At 51.7% G+C, this 16,648-nt stretch carries 11 protein-coding genes, 1 tRNA gene and 3 rRNA genes; 4 read left to right on the forward strand and 11 right to left on the reverse strand.

Translation table 11 applies throughout. From position 1 onward, the window contains the following. Positions 1–41 precede the first annotated feature (41 nt). Positions 42–554, reverse strand: a complete 513-nt coding sequence (yihI, locus tag C7M51_RS17215; protein ID WP_160622788.1) for a Der GTPase-activating protein YihI — start codon at positions 552–554, stop codon at positions 42–44. Between the two features lie 554 nt (positions 555–1,108). Between yihI and yihA the strand changes: the two genes are divergently transcribed. Beyond that, the gene (yihA, locus tag C7M51_RS17220; RefSeq protein ID WP_160622789.1) at positions 1,109–1,729 is read left to right on the forward strand and encodes a ribosome biogenesis GTP-binding protein YihA/YsxC; all 621 of its coding nucleotides are present in this window, start codon (positions 1,109–1,111) and stop codon (positions 1,727–1,729) included. A 95-nt stretch (positions 1,730–1,824) separates the two neighbouring features. Here yihA and spfP read toward each other — a convergent pair whose 3' ends face one another. From spfP to C7M51_RS17240, 5 genes are all read right to left on the reverse strand, one after another. Then, on the reverse strand, positions 1,825–1,872 hold the full coding sequence (gene spfP / locus C7M51_RS22870; RefSeq protein WP_071892919.1) for a small protein SpfP: 48 nt from the start codon (positions 1,870–1,872) through the stop codon (positions 1,825–1,827). Between the two features lie 249 nt (positions 1,873–2,121). Beyond that, positions 2,122–4,908 carry a DNA polymerase I gene (gene polA, locus C7M51_RS17225; protein ID WP_160622790.1) on the reverse strand — a complete coding sequence of 929 codons (2,787 nt, stop codon included), beginning with the start codon at positions 4,906–4,908 and terminating at the stop codon, positions 2,122–2,124. Between the two features lie 430 nt (positions 4,909–5,338). Then, positions 5,339–5,968 (reverse strand): thiol:disulfide interchange protein DsbA, encoded by a 630-nt coding sequence (gene dsbA / locus C7M51_RS17230; RefSeq protein ID WP_160622791.1) that lies wholly within the window; start codon positions 5,966–5,968, stop codon positions 5,339–5,341. A gap of 26 nt (positions 5,969–5,994) precedes the next feature. After that, the gene (locus C7M51_RS17235; protein ID WP_160622792.1) at positions 5,995–6,981 is read right to left on the reverse strand and encodes a serine/threonine protein kinase; all 987 of its coding nucleotides are present in this window, start codon (positions 6,979–6,981) and stop codon (positions 5,995–5,997) included. Positions 6,982–7,055: 74 nt separating this feature from the next. Continuing rightward, positions 7,056–7,325, reverse strand: a complete 270-nt coding sequence (locus C7M51_RS17240) for a YihD family protein (RefSeq protein ID WP_141177600.1) — start codon at positions 7,323–7,325, stop codon at positions 7,056–7,058. 134 nt (positions 7,326–7,459) lie between these two features. On the opposite strand from C7M51_RS17240, the gene mobA reads away from it, so the two are divergent. Then, positions 7,460–7,987: a molybdenum cofactor guanylyltransferase MobA gene (gene mobA / locus C7M51_RS17245; protein WP_244323751.1), complete on the forward strand. Its 528-nt coding sequence runs from the start codon at positions 7,460–7,462 to the stop codon at positions 7,985–7,987. Beyond that, positions 7,987–8,532 (forward strand): molybdopterin-guanine dinucleotide biosynthesis protein MobB, encoded by a 546-nt coding sequence (gene mobB / locus C7M51_RS17250; protein WP_160622794.1) that lies wholly within the window; start codon positions 7,987–7,989, stop codon positions 8,530–8,532. Before mobA ends, mobB begins: the two co-directional genes overlap by 1 nt. A 168-nt stretch (positions 8,533–8,700) precedes the next feature. On the opposite strand, the gene rrf is transcribed toward mobB, so the two are convergent. The 4 genes from rrf to C7M51_RS17270 all read right to left on the reverse strand — a co-directional run bounded on the left by rrf (position 8,701) and on the right by C7M51_RS17270 (position 13,728). Further along, a 5S ribosomal RNA gene (gene rrf, locus C7M51_RS17255) occupies positions 8,701–8,816 on the reverse strand. Between the two features lie 114 nt (positions 8,817–8,930). Next, positions 8,931–11,834: ribosomal RNA gene (locus C7M51_RS17260) — 23S ribosomal RNA — on the reverse strand. A 195-nt stretch (positions 11,835–12,029) separates the two neighbouring features. Then, positions 12,030–12,105, reverse strand: a tRNA-Glu gene (locus C7M51_RS17265). An 83-nt stretch (positions 12,106–12,188) separates the two neighbouring features. Then, positions 12,189–13,728, reverse strand: a 16S ribosomal RNA gene (locus C7M51_RS17270). The 16S, 23S and 5S rRNA genes sit together here with 1 tRNA gene alongside, the layout of an rRNA operon. A 516-nt stretch (positions 13,729–14,244) precedes the next feature. Here C7M51_RS17270 and mdtD point away from each other — a divergent pair. Then, complete coding sequence (mdtD, locus tag C7M51_RS17275; protein WP_160622795.1) at positions 14,245–15,648, forward strand: multidrug transporter subunit MdtD; 1,404 nt, start codon at positions 14,245–14,247, stop codon at positions 15,646–15,648. Here mdtD and rbsR read toward each other — a convergent pair. Then, the gene (rbsR, locus tag C7M51_RS17280; protein WP_425280980.1) at positions 15,645–16,643 is read right to left on the reverse strand and encodes a ribose operon transcriptional repressor RbsR; all 999 of its coding nucleotides are present in this window, start codon (positions 16,641–16,643) and stop codon (positions 15,645–15,647) included. The genes mdtD and rbsR overlap by 4 nt on opposite strands. Positions 16,644–16,648 lie beyond the last annotated feature (5 nt).

Here is a 16,648-nt window from a genome sequence, read left to right on the forward strand (position 1 = left end):
CCGTCGAGGAATCCTTCAGCCCGTCATTTTATAAGAAAATCTTAACGCTCGCCTTTTAACAGACGATACATATCCTCATCGGCATCTTCATCCGCCTCATCATCCATCTCGATGCCGAGCTGTTCCATCAACACGTCGATACGATCAAGCGTTTGATCCAGCCAGGCCTGTTCTTCTGCCGACAGCATGTCATTGTTTTCCAGGCGATCCAGCAGCGTATCAAGGCGCTCATCATTTTCCAGCATCGCCAGTTCATCTTCCGGACTCATCAGGGGCTTTTGCTGAACAGGTGCTTTTTTTACCGGCGTGGCAACAACGGTTCCCTCTTTCAGCAACGGCACCGGCTTTTTACTGCCGATACGCGGATCTTTTGCCTGTGCAGCGTTTCCTTTGTTGTTTTGCTGTGTCACAGGATTAGCCCGGCTCCCTGCCGCATGACCGCGACGCTTTTTGTCGCGTTTACGATCGCGCGCTTCCTGATTTTGCTCTTCACGCGCCTTACGTTTTACTTTCGGTGCCGCGCTGGTCTGCGGCTTACGTGCAGGTTTCATCATCTTTTATCCGGTTTTTTTCTTTAGTATAGAATTGCGGCGGAATCTAGCAGAAAGCGCGCAAAGAAAAAAGGCGACAGGTCACCCTGTCGCCTTTTTTCGTACCTTCCGTAGAAGGACAACCTTCCTTAAAGTCCGTTTTGCAATCAACGTCCCGGTTTTTCCCTTTGCCGTTTGCTCTCACCCTGAGCAATTCCCTATCCCTGACGGCACATTCCTTCGCACCCGATCCTGACTCCCGCTCCGCTTTTCCCTGAGATCCTTGAGCGCTTCATCCTGAAGCAAGCTTTCCAAACTCTGAGAATTACTTTAGACGAAACAGGAAAAGTCACAAGGTCCGTACAGCATTTATCAGCGGTGTTTTTTAAATAAAAAAATTAACTTCATGAATAATAAAGGATTTAATAAAAAAGGATTAATAACTAACGTCGATAGCTGGCAATAACTATGGCAGATATCTTACAAATTTTTTCATAAAGCTGGCCAGCAAGCGCTTTAGTCGCTTTAAGGGTATAATCACGCCATCAAATTCAATGAACGCTTCAGGAGCCGCTATTTTGTCTGGCTTGAATTATCACGTTACCCACTTTGTTACCAGCGCCCCGGATATTCGTCATCTTCCGGCTGATAACGGTATCGAAGTGGCTTTTGCAGGACGTTCAAATGCGGGTAAGTCCAGTGCCCTCAATACGTTGACGAATCAGAAAAACCTGGCGCGTACCAGTAAAACACCAGGACGTACACAGCTGATCAACCTGTTTCAGGTTGCTGAAGGCGCACGGCTCGTGGATCTTCCTGGCTATGGTTACGCTGAAGTACCGGAAGAGATGAAGCGCAAATGGCAACGTGCGCTGGGCGAATATCTGCAAAAACGCGAATGTCTGAAAGGGCTGGTGGTACTTATGGATATTCGTCATCCCATGAAAGATCTCGATCAGCAGATGATTGAATGGGCGGTACAAAGTCAGATACCAGTCCTGGTATTGCTGACCAAGGCGGATAAACTTGCTTCCGGCGCACGTAAAAGCCAGCTAAGCATGGTACGGGAAGCCTCATTAGCCTTTATGGGCGATGTGCAGGTTGAGATTTTCTCTTCGCTGAAGAAAATGGGTGTCGATAAACTGCGGCAAAAGCTGGATAGCTGGTTCAGCCCGTTAAATGGCGAAGCGGCTGAGTAAAACAGGATAGGAATGCGCAGCCGGGTGCGCATTCCTTGTCGCAAGCAGCACCATAAAAAACGCCCCAGTCACAGAATGACTGGGGCGGCTAATATTCAGCCAAATCCGATTACGTGAAGTAAAAGGTCTGAAAGATAGAACATCTTACCTCTGTACCCTACGTCTTAAACTTTACCTGATTTTTTCTGACGCACAAAGAATTTTTTGTAGTTAATTTTCATAAATCAGCAGTTTTTTCTTAACAGACGTCACATAACCGGTTCATGTCTGTAGCTTAATTACTAAAAAAGTGGTTAGCCGCGAGACCTTTATCTTTTTAACGCATTGAATAAAAAGGCATCAGTATCGGCAAAGGTGAATCAGCCTGCCACAATAACAGGCTTAAACAACGGTTAGTGCGCCTGATCCCAGTTGTCGCCTACGCCGATATCGACTCGCAGCGGCACATCCAGCTTCATACTGTTTTCCATTAGCTGGCGGATTTTGGCGCTGGCCGTCTCGATATCCTCTTCACGTACTTCAAATACCAGTTCATCGTGAACCTGCATAATCATTGTGACCTGCGGGGCATCCGGCTGCCGCAGCCAGGCATCAACATCAATCATTGCACGCTTGATGATATCTGCCGCCGTTCCCTGCATCGGTGCGTTAATCGCCGCGCGTTCCGCCGCCTTACGGCGAATTGCGTTGGCGGATTTGATATCGGGCAGCCACAACCGACGTCCGTCCAGCGTAGAGACATAACCCTGCTCTGATGCCTGCTTACGGGTATTTTCCATATAGGTCAGCACGCCGGGATAACGCTCGAAATAGCGATCCATATAGACTTTCGCCTCGCCCGCCCCAATATTCAGCTGGCGTGACAGGCCGAAAGCACTCATACCGTAAATCAGCCCAAAGTTAATGGCTTTCGCACTACGGCGCTGTTCACTGGTTACCTTATCAACGCTGACGCCGAAAACTTCTGCGGCCGTAGCGCGGTGGATATCCTGACCTTCCGCGAAGGCGGCCAGCAGACCATCATCCTGCGAGAGGTGGGCCATGATGCGCAGTTCAATCTGTGAGTAGTCAGCCGCAACAATACGGCAACCTTTCGATGCAATAAAAGCCTGGCGAATACGCCGTCCTTCATCATTACGCACCGGTATGTTTTGCAGGTTAGGATCGGTAGAAGAAAGACGCCCGGTTGCGGTTACCGCCTGCTGATACGAAGTATGCACGCGCCCGGTGCGCGGGTTAATCATCTGCGGCAGCTTATCGGTATAGGTAGATTTCAGTTTCGATAGCCCGCGATGTTCAAGGATAACCTTAGGCAGTGGGTAATCCAGCGCCAGCTCCGCCAACACCTCTTCACTGGTAGAAGGCGCGCCACCCGGCGTTTTTTTCGTAGGTTTGATGCCCTGCTTTTCAAACAGAATAGTTTGCAGCTGCTTAGGCGAGGAGAGGTTAAACGGCTCGCCTGCCAGTTCATGCGCTTTTTCTTCCAGCTCTTTCAGGCGTATAGTCAACTCCTGAGAATGCCTGGCCAGAATATTTTGATCGATTAATACGCCGTTGCGTTCTATGCGCGAGATGACCGTCAGCAGCGGCATCTCGATTTCTTCAAACACTTTCTTCGGCCCGGCTTCTTTTTCCAGCTCCGGCCACATTTTCAGGTGCAGCTGTAGCGTGACGTCCGCATCTTCCGCTGCATAATGTGCCGCCTGCTCCAGCGCGATCTGGTTAAAAGTGAGCTGGTTTTTACCCTTGCCTGCGATTTCAGTGAAGGTCACCGTTTTATGGTTCAGCCAACGCGCCGCCAGGCTGTCCATATCATGCTTACCAACCACGCTGTTCAGCATGTAGGATTCAAGCATAGTATCGAACTTAATGCCGCCCAGTTCGATATCATAATTTTTCAGCACGCTACGATCGAATTTGAGGTTCTGCCCTACCTTCAGCAGCCGCTCGTCCTCAAGCAGCGGTTTAAGACGTGCCAGCACCGCGTTGCGATCTAATTGATCGGGCGCATCAAGATAATCATGCGCTACCGGCAAATAGGCAGCCTCGCCGGGAGCGATAGCAAAAGAGAGGCCGATAATATTGGCGGTAAGCGTATCGAGCGAATCGGTCTCCAGATCGAAGGCAAACAGCGCGCTTTCCTGTAGCTTCTTCAGCCAGCTGTCGAACGTCTCTTCATCAAGGATGGTAACGTAGCCATCTGAAGAAAGTACGCTGGTGCTTTCCGGCTGCGTTTCTGCCACATCAGCCAATGTTTTCTGCACGCTGGCTCCGCTTTTCCGCCCCTGTAGCCATTTGCCTTCTTCCAGATCGCTAATCCAACGGCGAAATTCATAATGACGGAACAGGCCAAGCAGCGTTTCTATGTCAGGATCGTTTACCGTCAGCTGTTCACAGCCTACTTCCAGCTCGACATCCGTTTTAATCGTGGCAAGCTGGTAAGAAAGCAGCGCCACTTCTTTATTTTGCTCCAGCTTAGCCGCCATGGTTTTCGCGCCACGGAAGCTTAAATCGGCCACTTTATCCAGATTTTCATACAGCGTCTGGATACCGCCTAATCCCTGTAATAGCGCTTGGGCCGTTTTTTCGCCAACGCCAGGTACACCCGGAATATTGTCAGAGGAATCGCCCATCAGCGCGAGGAAATCAATAATCAGTTCAGGCGGGATACCATATTTATCCTTTACCTCTTCCGGGCCGAGGATGGCGTTATTCATGGTATTAATTAGCGTGATATTGGGCGTCACCAGCTGCGCCATATCTTTATCACCAGTGCTGATTAGCACCGCGCGCCCCTGCTTTTCCGCCTGCAATGCCAGCGTACCGATGACGTCATCCGCCTCTACGCCGGAAACCGCCAGCAGCGGCAGCCCCATTGCACGCACCATATTATGCAGCGGCTCAATTTGTGCACGCAGGTCGTCAGGCATGGGCGGGCGATGGGATTTGTAATGTTCAAACAGTTCGTCACGGAACGTTTTGCCTTTTGCATCAAACACTACGGCAACATGGCTGGGCTTATACTGCAACAATAAGCTGCGCAGCATGTTGAGAACGCCGTACATCGCTCCGGTCGGCTCACCAGCGCTGTTGGTCAGCGGCGGAAAGGCGTGATAAGCGCGATAAAGGTAGGAGGATCCATCTACCAGAATCAAAGGGTTTTCTGCAATTTGAGCCATAAGTTTTCACGTTCCAGGATGATCGTTGATATAGCATAAGGATGCCACATGACACGGACAAAAATGAAATAACCTGGACGGAAGTTTAGCGTTAGCTCTGGAAAAAAGCGCAGCGGTCGGCTGCATTACCTGTGGATAACTTTGTGTGCAAAAATACTAACGTATTGTTATTTACGCAGATATACAAAAAAGCGGTAAAATTAATCATTAAAAATCATTGGTTTGGATCATCGAAAAGATCGCGCCATCGTGAAAATTAATTCAGATCAAATGTGGATATAAATATGGACGATCCTGAAAGTACCCGGATCTTCAGGTTTAAATTCACTCTCGATCCGAGCAAGCGGTCATTTTTTCATCAGGCTCAGGGGAAAGTATACTGCATGAATAAAAAAACGCCGGGGTCACCGGCGTCTTTTTTAGATCGTTTTTACTTTTTGTTGACGAGGAATTTTACCACGTTGGCATATTGCTGAACGAAGCTATCCACTGAGTCTGTATCGAGGCCGCCATTGTTAACCATGTATTTGCCATTCACAAACATTGCCGGTACGCCACGCAGATCCACATCCGCTGCCGCTTTCTGCTGCTGGGCTACCAGCGCTTTTACCGCAAAGCTGTTCCAGGCGGCATCATATTCTTCTGGCGTAATGCCTGCAGCCTTAACGAAGACGGTTTTGAGGCTGGCTGGATCGTTAATGGTTTGGGTTTTCTGAATACCTTCGAAAATCGGCGGAGAGACTTTATCTTCAACACCCAGAGCCATAGCGACTGCCCAGGCATGCGTCAGGACCGGCCCCATTTCAGCACCCAGGAAATCAACGTGATATTTAGTCATTTTCACATCCTGCGGCAAATTTTTCTTTACGGCATCGCCAACGTGAAAAACTTCTTCAAACTGATAACAGTGGGGGCAGAAAAACGAAAAGAACTCCATCACCTGCGGTTCACCCGCAACTGGCTTATCCAGCGTGACGTACTGCTTTCCATCGGTAAACTGTGCGGCTGAGGCACTAAACGCCAGAACAAGACCAACCAGCGCAAGCCATAATTTTTTCATTTTAAGTCCATCTCCTTAAACAAATATCAGTATTCAGGCATTAACCGCAGTGGCGGCTGCTGTAACAAGTTATTTTGCTCTTTAAAAGAGGCAATTTGCCTGCGCCAGAAATCCTCTTCCGTCATCCACGGAAAACTGCGCGGAAAAGCAGGATCCTGCCAGCGTCGAACAATCCACGCCAGATAATAAACCATGCGCATAGCGCGTAAAGGCTCAATCAGTGACAATTCATTAATATCAAACTCCCTGAATTCCCCATACGCTTCAAGCAAAATATCCCACTGGATACGCTGCTGTTGCCGATCGCCATTAATAAGCATCCACAGATCCTGTACCGCAGGCCCGCTGCGCGCATCGTCTAAATCAACGAAGAGCGGACCGTCGCGCCACAGAATATTACCTGGGTGACAATCACCATGCAGACGCAGCGGCGTCCAGTCAGTATGCCAGCAATCTTGTAAAGTTTTGCTTAGCTGAGCAATAGTATTACTTAATGTTTCTTTTAACGCCTTTGGTACCAGACTGCTTTGCTGCAAAATCAGGGCGGGCTCATTAAGGTATTCTTGCAGACCAATGGTGGGACGGACGTGAAAAGGTTTGCGCTCGCCGCATTGATGAATGCGGGCGATAAAGCGCCCTACGGCTTCCAGTTGATCTTCGTTATCTGTTTCATATTGTCGCCCGCCCAGGCTGGGAAATACCGCAAACCAAAAGCCATCGTGCTGATGTAGCGTACTGCCGTTAAGCATTAACGGCGCGGCCAGCGGTACGTCATCCTGCTGTAATTCCAGCGCAAACTGATGTTCTTCTTCAATCTGCTCGCGATTCCAGCGCTGTGGACGATAGAACTTAACTACGTAGCGCCGCTTCTCCTCATCGGAGAACTGGTAAACGCGATTTTCATAGCTGTTAAGCGCGGTCAGGCCTGAATCGACACGCAGACCGGTATCCCAGAGCGCATCGATTATGGTATCAGGATTAAGGGTGTGAAAATGAAAGGCGGTGTTTTCCATCGTGCATCTCTGCTTAGTGCCAGAAGCGGGTAAGAATAACACCGATTGGCCGGCCCGACAGAAGGCCGGAAAGATTAATCTTTAATTATGCCACGCGCACGAAGCAGCGCCGTTTTAAAATCATCTTCATAATCTTTTTTTAGGCCAGGAATCGCTTCTTGCTTATCGGCACCACGCATTTTCAGATGATAGATCAGGATATCATCAGTTAGCGTATGCAGCGGGCCGTCAAAGCCTGACTCTTCCGCCAGTTTTTGCAAAAATTGCAGCAGGTTAAGGTCCGGCTCGGTTTGCCAGGCTGGCTGTAGCAGCTCCAGCAGCTCATTCAGTCGATGGTATTTCATATTGTTATCCATAACGATTTATCGGGCACTTACGTTAGCAGGGTTATCACCATAATAAAAGAGAGGTTTTAAACGTGAGCGATTGGCGAACGACAGTAGCTGGCGTAATTCTGGCAGGCGGGCGGAGCAGCCGCATGGGAGGACAAGATAAGGCGCAATTAACGCTGTGGGGTAAACCGTTATGGCTGCATGTCTGGCAGCGGCTGGCACCCCAGGTTCATGAGGTAAGCATCAGCGCAAACCGGCATCTGGAAGTATATCAACGGAATCGGCTACGAGTGATTAGCGATACGTTACCCGATTACCCTGGTCCGTTAGCCGGAATGCTCAGCGCTTTTCAGCAAATTGAAAGCGCATGGATTGCCTTTTCTGCCTGTGATACGCCTTTTATTCCTGAAGATTATGTTACACGGCTCTGGCAGCAAAAAGAGCAGGCTCCTGCGGTATGGGTACGATCGCATCACCGCGATCATCCGGCGCTGTCTTTGGTACATCGTAGCCTTGTTCCTCAGCTGATTGATTATCTGGACAGCGGCGAACGGCGCGTCATGCATTTTTTACTTCAGGCTGGCGGTCATGCAGTGGAGTTCGATGACGAAGAGCAGGCATTCGTTAACATAAATACTCCCGACGATCTTCGCCATTATGAGGAGAAAGCGTAATGCTACCGATACTGGCTATTGCAGCCTGGAGCGGAACCGGAAAAACAACGCTGCTTAAGAAATTGATTCCCTTGCTTAAACAGCGCGGTGTTCGCCCTGGATTGATTAAACATACGCATCATAATATGGATGTCGATACGCCGGGCAAAGACAGCTACGAATTACGTAAAGCGGGTGCCGATCAGGTATTGGTCGCCAGTAAACAGCGCTGGGCATTAATGATGGAAACGCCGGATGAACAGGATCCTGATTTTAGCTGGCTGGTAAGTCAAATGGATGCGCGTACGCTGGATATTGTGTTGGTTGAGGGTTTTAAGGATGAGCCGATCCCACGTATTCTGCTGTGGCGTAGACAATCTGGTCAGCACCATACCGACGCGGACTGGGAAACACTGCTGGATGAGAGGGTAATTGCGGTCGCCAGTGATGAATCGCTGGATATAACGCTAACTGTTCCACTACTGGATTTGAATAATCCGCAGCAGATCGCTGCTTTTATTATTCAATGGCTTAACCATATTAACGGCAGCAGTATAGATATTTGAGTTGTTGAGATAGCGTCTGGCGATGGGGGAAGACGCTTATCCGCAAGGGTCTGTTGATCATAAAAAACAGGGTGAAAATTTTCCCGGCAGGAAAAAGGAAAGGAAAACCTGGATATTGCAGAGACGAAAAAGCCCCGGCTTTCGCCGGGGCTCCGTCGTTTGTTTGATGCCTGGCAGTTCCCTACTCTCGCATGGGGAAGCCCCACACTACCATCGGCGCTGCGGCGTTTCACTTCTGAGTTCGGCATGGGGTCAGGTGGGACCACCGCGCTCTCGCCGCCAGGCAAATTCTTGTCGCCGGAACGCGCTTTTACCCGCTCCCGCTTGATGCTTTAATCCGGTGAACAAACTGAAAATTCTCGCGTCTCTCTCTTTCCCCAAAACGCTTCCGGCGTTGTAAGGTTAAGCCTCACGGGTCATTAGTACCGGTCAGCTCAACGCATCGCTGCGCTTACACACCCGGCCTATCAACGTCGTCGTCTTCAACGTCCCTTCAGGAGGCTCAAAGGCCTCAGGGAAGACTCATCTCGAGGCAAGTTTCGTGCTTAGATGCTTTCAGCACTTATCTCTTCCGCACGTAGCTACCGGGCAGTGCCATTGGCATGACAACCCGTACACCAGCGGTGCGTTCACTCCGGTCCTCTCGTACTAGGAGCAACCCCTCTCAGTCTTCCAGCGCCCACGGCAGATAGGGACCGAACTGTCTCACGACGTTCTAAACCCAGCTCGCGTACCACTTTAAATGGCGAACAGCCATACCCTTGGGACCTACTTCAGCCCCAGGATGTGATGAGCCGACATCGAGGTGCCAAACACCGCCGTCGATATGAACTCTTGGGCGGTATCAGCCTGTTATCCCCGGAGTACCTTTTATCCGTTGAGCGATGGCCCTTCCATTCAGAACCACCGGATCACTATGACCTGCTTTCGCACCTGCCCGAGCCGTCACTCTCGCAGTCAAGCCAGCTTATGCCATTGCACTAACCTCACGATGTCCGACCGTGATTAGCTGACCTTCGTACTCCTCCGTTACGCTTTGGGAGGAGACCGCCCCAGTCAAACTACCCACCAGACACTGTCCGCAGCCCGGATTACGGGCCTACGTTAGAACACCAGCCATTAAAGGGTGGTATTTCAAGGGCGGCTCCACGCGGACTGGCGTCCGCGCTTCAAAGCCTCCCACCTATCCTGCACATCAAGGACCGGTGTTCAGTGTCAAGCTGTAGTAAAGGTTCACGGGGTCTTTCCGTCTTGCCGCGGGTACACTGCATCTTCACAGCGAGTTCAATTTCACTGAGTCTCGGGTGGAGACAGCCTGGCCATCATTACGCCATTCGTGCAGGTCGGAACTTACCCGACAAGGAATTTCGCTACCTTAGGACCGTTATAGTTACGGCCGCCGTTTACCGGGGCTTCGATCAAGAGCTTCGCGTTGCCGCTGACCCCATCAATTAACCTTCCGGCACCGGGCAGGCGTCACACCGTATACGTCCACTTTCGTGTTTGCACAGTGCTGTGTTTTTAATAAACAGTTGCAGCCAGCTGGTATCTTCGACTGGCCTCGGCTCCGGGAGCAAGTCCCCTCACCTACGCGCCAGCGTGCCTTCTCCCGAAGTTACGGCACCATTTTGCCTAGTTCCTTCACCCGAGTTCTCTCAAGCGCCTTGGTATTCTCTACCTGACCACCTGTGTCGGTTTGGGGTACGATTCCGCGTTACCTGGAGCTTAGAGGCTTTTCCTGGAAGCAGGGCATTTGTTGCTTCAGCGCCGTAGCGCCTCGTCATCACGCCTCAGCCTTAAGCATCCGGATTTGCCTGGATGCTCAGCCTACACGCTTAAACCGGGACAACCGTCGCCCGGCCAACATAGCCTTCTCCGTCCCCCCTTCGCAGTAACGCCGAGTACGGGAATATTAACCCGTTTCCCATCGACTACGCCTTTCGGCCTCGCCTTAGGGGTCGACTCACCCTGCCCCGATTAACGTTGGACAGGAACCCTTGGTCTTCCGGCGAGCGGGCTTTTCACCCGCTTTATCGTTACTTATGTCAGCATTCGCACTTCTGATACCTCCAGCATGCCTCACAGCACACCTTCGCAGGCTTACAGAACGCTCCCCTACCCAACAACACTTACGTGTCGCTGCCGCAGCTTCGGTGCATGGTTTAGCCCCGTTACATCTTCCGCGCAGGCCGACTCGACCAGTGAGCTATTACGCTTTCTTTAAATGATGGCTGCTTCTAAGCCAACATCCTGGCTGTCTGGGCCTTCCCACATCGTTTCCCACTTAACCATGACTTTGGGACCTTAGCTGGCGGTCTGGGTTGTTTCCCTCTTCACGACGGACGTTAGCACCCGCCGTGTGTCTCCCGTGATAACATTCTCCGGTATTCGCAGTTTGCATCGGGTTGGTAAGCCGGGATGGCCCCCTAGCCGAAACAGTGCTCTACCCCGGAGATGAATTCACGAGGCGCTACCTAAATAGCTTTCGGGGAGAACCAGCTATCTCCCGGTTTGATTGGCCTTTCACCCCCAGCCACAGGTCATCCGCTAATTTTTCAACATTAGTCGGTTCGGTCCTCCAGTTAGTGTTACCCAACCTTCAACCTGCCCATGGCTAGATCACCGGGTTTCGGGTCTATACCCTGCAACTTAGCGCCCGGTTAAGACTCGGTTTCCCTTCGGCTCCCCTATGCGGTTAACCTTGCTACAGAATATAAGTCGCTGACCCATTATACAAAAGGTACGCAGTCACCTAACAAGTAGGCTCCCACTGCTTGTACGTACACGGTTTCAGGTTCTGTTTCACTCCCCTCGCCGGGGTTCTTTTCGCCTTTCCCTCACGGTACTGGTTCACTATCGGTCAGTCAGGAGTATTTAGCCTTGGAGGATGGTCCCCCCATGTTCAGACAGGATACCACGTGTCCCGCCCTACTCGTCGAACTCACAGCGCATGCGCTTTTGTGTACGGGACTGTCACCCTGTACCGTGCGCCTTTCCAGACGCTTCCACTAACACACGCGCTGATTCAGGTTCTGGGCTCTTCCCCGTTCGCTCGCCGCTACTCAGGGAATCTCGGTTGATTTCTTTTCCTCGGGTACTTAGATGTTTCAGTTCCCCCGGTTCGCCTCATGCCACTATGTATTCATGACATGATAGTGCAACGGATTGCACTGGGTTTCCCCATTCGGGTATCGCCGGTTATTGCGGTTCATATCACCTTGCCGGCGCTTATCGCAGATTAGCACGCCCTTCATCGCCTCTGACTGCCAGGGCATCCACCGTGTACGCTTCGTCGCTTAACCTCACAACCCGCAAGCGTCTCGTGAGACACTTACCGGCGCGAGAAATTGAGAGACTCTGAACGGCTTCTGTAAAAAAGCCGCTCTTTCAAATTTTCAGCTTGTTCCGGATTGTTAAAGAGCAATATCTTAAAGCCGACTCGCTAAAGTCAGTTTTAAGATATGGGGGCAGGTAACTTTCACTTACGTACCAGCAAGTGGCGTCCCCTAGGGGATTCGAACCCCTGTTACCGCCGTGAAAGGGCGGTGTCCTGGGCCTCTAGACGAAGGGGACACTGAGTCTGCTTCGCAAGACGCCTTGCTCATGCTTTCTATCAGACAATCTGTGTGAGCACTTCACCGAATGGTATCCGCTGGTAAGGAGGTGATCCAACCGCAGGTTCCCCTACGGTTACCTTGTTACGACTTCACCCCAGTCATGAATCACAAAGTGGTAAGCGCCCTCCCGAAGGTTAAGCTACCTACTTCTTTTGCAACCCACTCCCATGGTGTGACGGGCGGTGTGTACAAGGCCCGGGAACGTATTCACCGTGGCATTCTGATCCACGATTACTAGCGATTCCGACTTCACGGAGTCGAGTTGCAGACTCCGATCCGGACTACGACGCACTTTGTGAGGTCCGCTTGCTCTCGCGAGGTCGCTTCTCTTTGTATGCGCCATTGTAGCACGTGTGTAGCCCTGGTCGTAAGGGCCATGATGACTTGACGTCATCCCCACCTTCCTCCGGTTTATCACCGGCAGTCTCCTTTGAGTTCCCGCCATCACGCGCTGGCAACAAAGGATAAGGGTTGCGCTCGTTGCGGGACTTAACCCAACATTTCACAACACGAGCTGACGACAGCCATGCAGCACCTGTCTCACGGCTCCCGAAGGCACAACCGCATCTCTGCAGTCTTCCGTGGATGTCAAGACCAGGTAAGGTTCTTCGCGTTGCATCGAATTAAACCACATGCTCCACCGCTTGTGCGGGCCCCGTCAATTCATTTGAGTTTTAACCTTGCGGCCGTACTCCCCAGGCGGTCGACTTAACGCGTTAGCTCCGGAAGCCACGAGTCAAGCTCACAGCCTCCAAGTCGACATCGTTTACGGCGTGGACTACCAGGGTATCTAATCCTGTTTGCTCCCCACGCTTTCGCACCTGAGCGTCAGTCTTCGTCCAGGGGCCGCCTTCGCCACCGGTATTCCTCCAGATCTCTACGCATTTCACCGCTACACCTGGAATTCTACCCCCTCTACGAGACTCAAGCCTGCCAGTTTCGGATGCAGTTCCCGGGTTGAGCCCGGGGATTTCACATCCGACTTGACAGACCGCCTGCGTGCGCTTTACGCCCAGTAATTCCGATTAACGCTTGCACCCTCCGTATTACCGCGGCTGCTGGCACGGAGTTAGCCGGTGCTTCTTCTGCGGGTAACGTCAATGACGAACCGTATTAAGGCTCACCCCTTCCTCCCCGCTGAAAGTACTTTACAACCCGAAGGCCTTCTTCATACACGCGGCATGGCTGCATCAGGCTTGCGCCCATTGTGCAATATTCCCCACTGCTGCCTCCCGTAGGAGTCTGGACCGTGTCTCAGTTCCAGTGTGGCTGGTCATCCTCTCAGACCAGCTAGGGATCGTCGCCTTGGTGAGCCGTTACCCCACCAACAAGCTAATCCCATCTGGGCACATCCGATGGCGTGAGGCCCGAAGGTCCCCCACTTTGGTCCGAAGACGTTATGCGGTATTAGCCACCGTTTCCAGTGGTTATCCCCCTCCATCGGGCAGTTTCCCAGACATTACTCACCCGTCCGCCACTCGTCGGCAAAGAAGCAAGCTTCTTCCCGCTACCGTTCGACTTGCATGTGTTAGGCCTGCCGCCAGCGTTCAATCTGAGCCATGATCAAACTCTTCAATTAAAGTCTGATGCTCAGAGAAAAACGTCGTAATGAATTACGTGTTCACTCAGAGACTTTGATACTGCAATTAGTTTGCGATATCCGTTCCGTGAGTGCCCACACAGATTGTCTGATAAATTGTTAAAGAGCAGTGCAACAGGGCGCTTCGCCGTGTTGCGAGGTGGCGTATATTACGCTTTCCTCTTTCAGAGTCAACCCCTTTTTCGGGAAGTTTTTCTCCGGCGATTCAGAACCGCTGAACCGCCTGACCAGGCCGACTCAGAAGCCGTTGTGCCGTGTCAGTGGAGGCGCATTATAGGGAGTTCTTTTCGGCTGACAAGTACTAATCGCAAAAAAACGATTGAGTGTTTCTTTTTTGGACAAAACTGCATGAATCATCATTTTTCCGCTGTTTTATTAAGCAAACCGTCCTTTTTTATGATGTGTTTTTAGCAAAGTGCCGCGCTTTGCCTGATGCTATCCTCTATTTCTCTGCCGATTTTTCTTTTTGGCTGTAATCAAGAAGAAGGAAGCTTAATGATCAAATCCGCACGCAGTATGGCCGGACTCCCCTGGATTGCTGCGATGGCCTTTTTTATGCAGGCGCTCGATGCGACGATATTAAATACCGCTCTCCCGGCGATAGCCGATAGCCTGCAACGCTCTCCACTGGCAATGCAATCTGCGGTTATCAGTTATACCCTGACGGTTGCCATGCTGATTCCCGTTAGTGGCTGGTTAGCGGATCGCTACGGCACGCGTAAAATCTTTATCATCGCCGTTTCTCTTTTTACCCTCGGCTCTTTAGCCTGTGCCCTTTCCAACTCGCTAACGATGCTCGTCATCTCCCGAATCATTCAGGGCGTCGGCGGTGCCATGATGATGCCGGTTGCTCGTCTGGCATTATTACGCGCCTATCCGCGTAGCGAGCTACTGCCGGTGCTGAACTTTGTCACGCTGCCAGGGTTGGTTGGCCCGGTCGTTGGGCCTCTGCTCGGCGGCATCCTTGTGACCTGGGCCACCTGGCACTGGATATTCTTAATCAATATCCCTATCGGTATTCTAGGTATCGCCTATGCGCGCAAATATATGCCTGATTTCACGACGCCGCGCCGCCGTTTTGACACGCTGGGCTTCATTCTGTTTGGGTTTGGCCTGGTGCTGCTGTCATGCGGTCTTGAACTGTTTGGCGAAAAAATAGTTACCAGCGCTATCGCTATTGCCGTGCTGCTGAGCGGTATTCTGCTGTTACTGTTCTATATTATGCATGCGCGCCGCCACCCCTCGCCGCTGATTGGCCTGCCGATGTTTAAAACCCGCACTTTCTCAATCGGCATTTTGGGCAATGTCGCTTCGCGGCTTGGCACCGGCTGCGTACCTTTTCTGATGCCGCTAATGTTGCAGGTAGGATTTGGCTATTCGGCGATTATCGCTGGCTGCATGATGGCGCCGACGGCGATTGGCTCGATGCTGGCGAAATCGACGGTAACCAGCGTACTGCGCAGGTTGGGATATCGCACCACCCTGGTCGCCGTTACGATAACCATCGGCCTGTTTATCGCCAGCTTCGCCTTCCAGTCGCCGGGAATGCATATTGCCGTGCTGCTGTTGCCGCTGTTTTTACTGGGGATGGTGATGTCGACGCAGTTTACCGCCATGAACACTATTACGCTGGCCGATTTAACCGATGAGAACGCCAGCAGCGGCAACAGTATGCTGGCAGTAACACAGCAGCTGGCGATCGGCTTCGGCGTGGCCGTCAGCGCTGCCGTGCTGCGTTTTTATGAAAACGTCGGTGGCACCACCGTCGAGCAGTTCCATTCAACATTCCTGACGATGGGTCTGGTAACCATCCTGTCAGCGTCAGTCTTTATGCTGCTGAAGCCAGGCGACGGTCGCCATTTAATCAGCGATCGAGAGAAGCGTCGCAAGAAGGCTTAACGCACCACCGAGTGTCGCTCAATAAGCTCAGGCGTCAGTACCAGTTTCTGCTGGCTGGCGCCGGGCGCTTTCATTCGATGAATCAACGTATCGATCGCCAGTTCACCCAGCTCATCTTTAGGTTGATGAATAGTGGTTAGCGGCGGCGTCATATAGCGCGCCAGTTCAATATTGTCGTAGCCCATAATGGCCATATCTTCCGGGATACGCAGCCCCGCCTGATAAAGTGCATGATAGGCACCGACCGCCATTGCATCATTGCTGGTAAATACCGCCTGTGGACGGATTTTGCAGGCCAGCAGTGCGTTCATGCCGTTAAACCCGCCCTGAAATTCAAAATCGCCGTTGACGATATATTCCGCCGGTAAAGGCAGACCGGCAGCAGTTATCGCTTTTTTAAAGCCCTCCAGCCGCAGGCAGGCAGGCGTTTTATCCAGCGGCCCGGCAATGCAGGCAATACGCTGATAGCCACGAGCGATAAGGTAGTTGGCTGCCAGCTCGCCACCCAATAACGAGTTGTCCTGAATAATATCGCTGTCGCCTTCAAAAGGTGCCCAGTCCATCATAACGGAAGGAATGCCGGGATAGCGCGTCAGAATATCAACTGATGGCAGATGGCTTTCAGTACACATGATTAGCAGGCCATCGACGCGCTTTTGCAGCAGCGTTTCCAGGCTACGATTCATCCGCTCTTCATCACCTTCGGTATTGCACAACACCAGGCTGTAACCGCGCTCGTAGCAACTGTTTTCCACGCCGCGCACCACTTCAGCGTAAAACGGGTTACTGCTGGCGGTGAGCAACATTCCAATGGTGTGGGTTTGATTGATCTTCAGGCTGCGCGCCAGCGCCGATGGCGCGTAGTTGAGCTCACGGATCGCCGCCTCAATTTTTTCCCGGATCGCCTCGCTGACAAAACGGTTGTTGTTGATAACGTGCGAAACAGTGGAGGTGGAGACGCCCGCCATGCGGGCGACATCTTTCATCGTAGCCAATCAGC

Origin of the sequence: Mixta intestinalis (assembly GCF_009914055.1) — a bacterium.
Classification (GTDB): domain Bacteria; phylum Pseudomonadota; class Gammaproteobacteria; order Enterobacterales; family Enterobacteriaceae; genus Mixta; species Mixta intestinalis.

What these genes read in the sequence shown, in the direction of transcription:
- yihI (WP_160622788.1), bottom strand. Translation starts at nt 554, where the DNA reads ATGATGAAACCTGCACGTAAGCCGCAGACCAGCGCGGCACCGAAAGTA.
- polA (WP_160622790.1), bottom strand. Translation starts at nt 4,908, where the DNA reads ATGGCTCAAATTGCAGAAAACCCTTTGATTCTGGTAGATGGATCCTCC.
- dsbA (WP_160622791.1), bottom strand. Translation starts at nt 5,968, where the DNA reads ATGAAAAAATTATGGCTTGCGCTGGTTGGTCTTGTTCTGGCGTTTAGT.
- C7M51_RS17235 (WP_160622792.1), bottom strand. Translation starts at nt 6,981, where the DNA reads ATGGAAAACACCGCCTTTCATTTTCACACCCTTAATCCTGATACCATA.
- C7M51_RS17240 (WP_141177600.1), bottom strand. Translation starts at nt 7,325, where the DNA reads ATGAAATACCATCGACTGAATGAGCTGCTGGAGCTGCTACAGCCAGCC.
- mobA (WP_244323751.1), top strand. Translation starts at nt 7,460, where the DNA reads ATGGGAGGACAAGATAAGGCGCAATTAACGCTGTGGGGTAAACCGTTA.
- mobB (WP_160622794.1), top strand. Translation starts at nt 7,987, where the DNA reads ATGCTACCGATACTGGCTATTGCAGCCTGGAGCGGAACCGGAAAAACA.
- mdtD (WP_160622795.1), top strand. Translation starts at nt 14,245, where the DNA reads ATGATCAAATCCGCACGCAGTATGGCCGGACTCCCCTGGATTGCTGCG.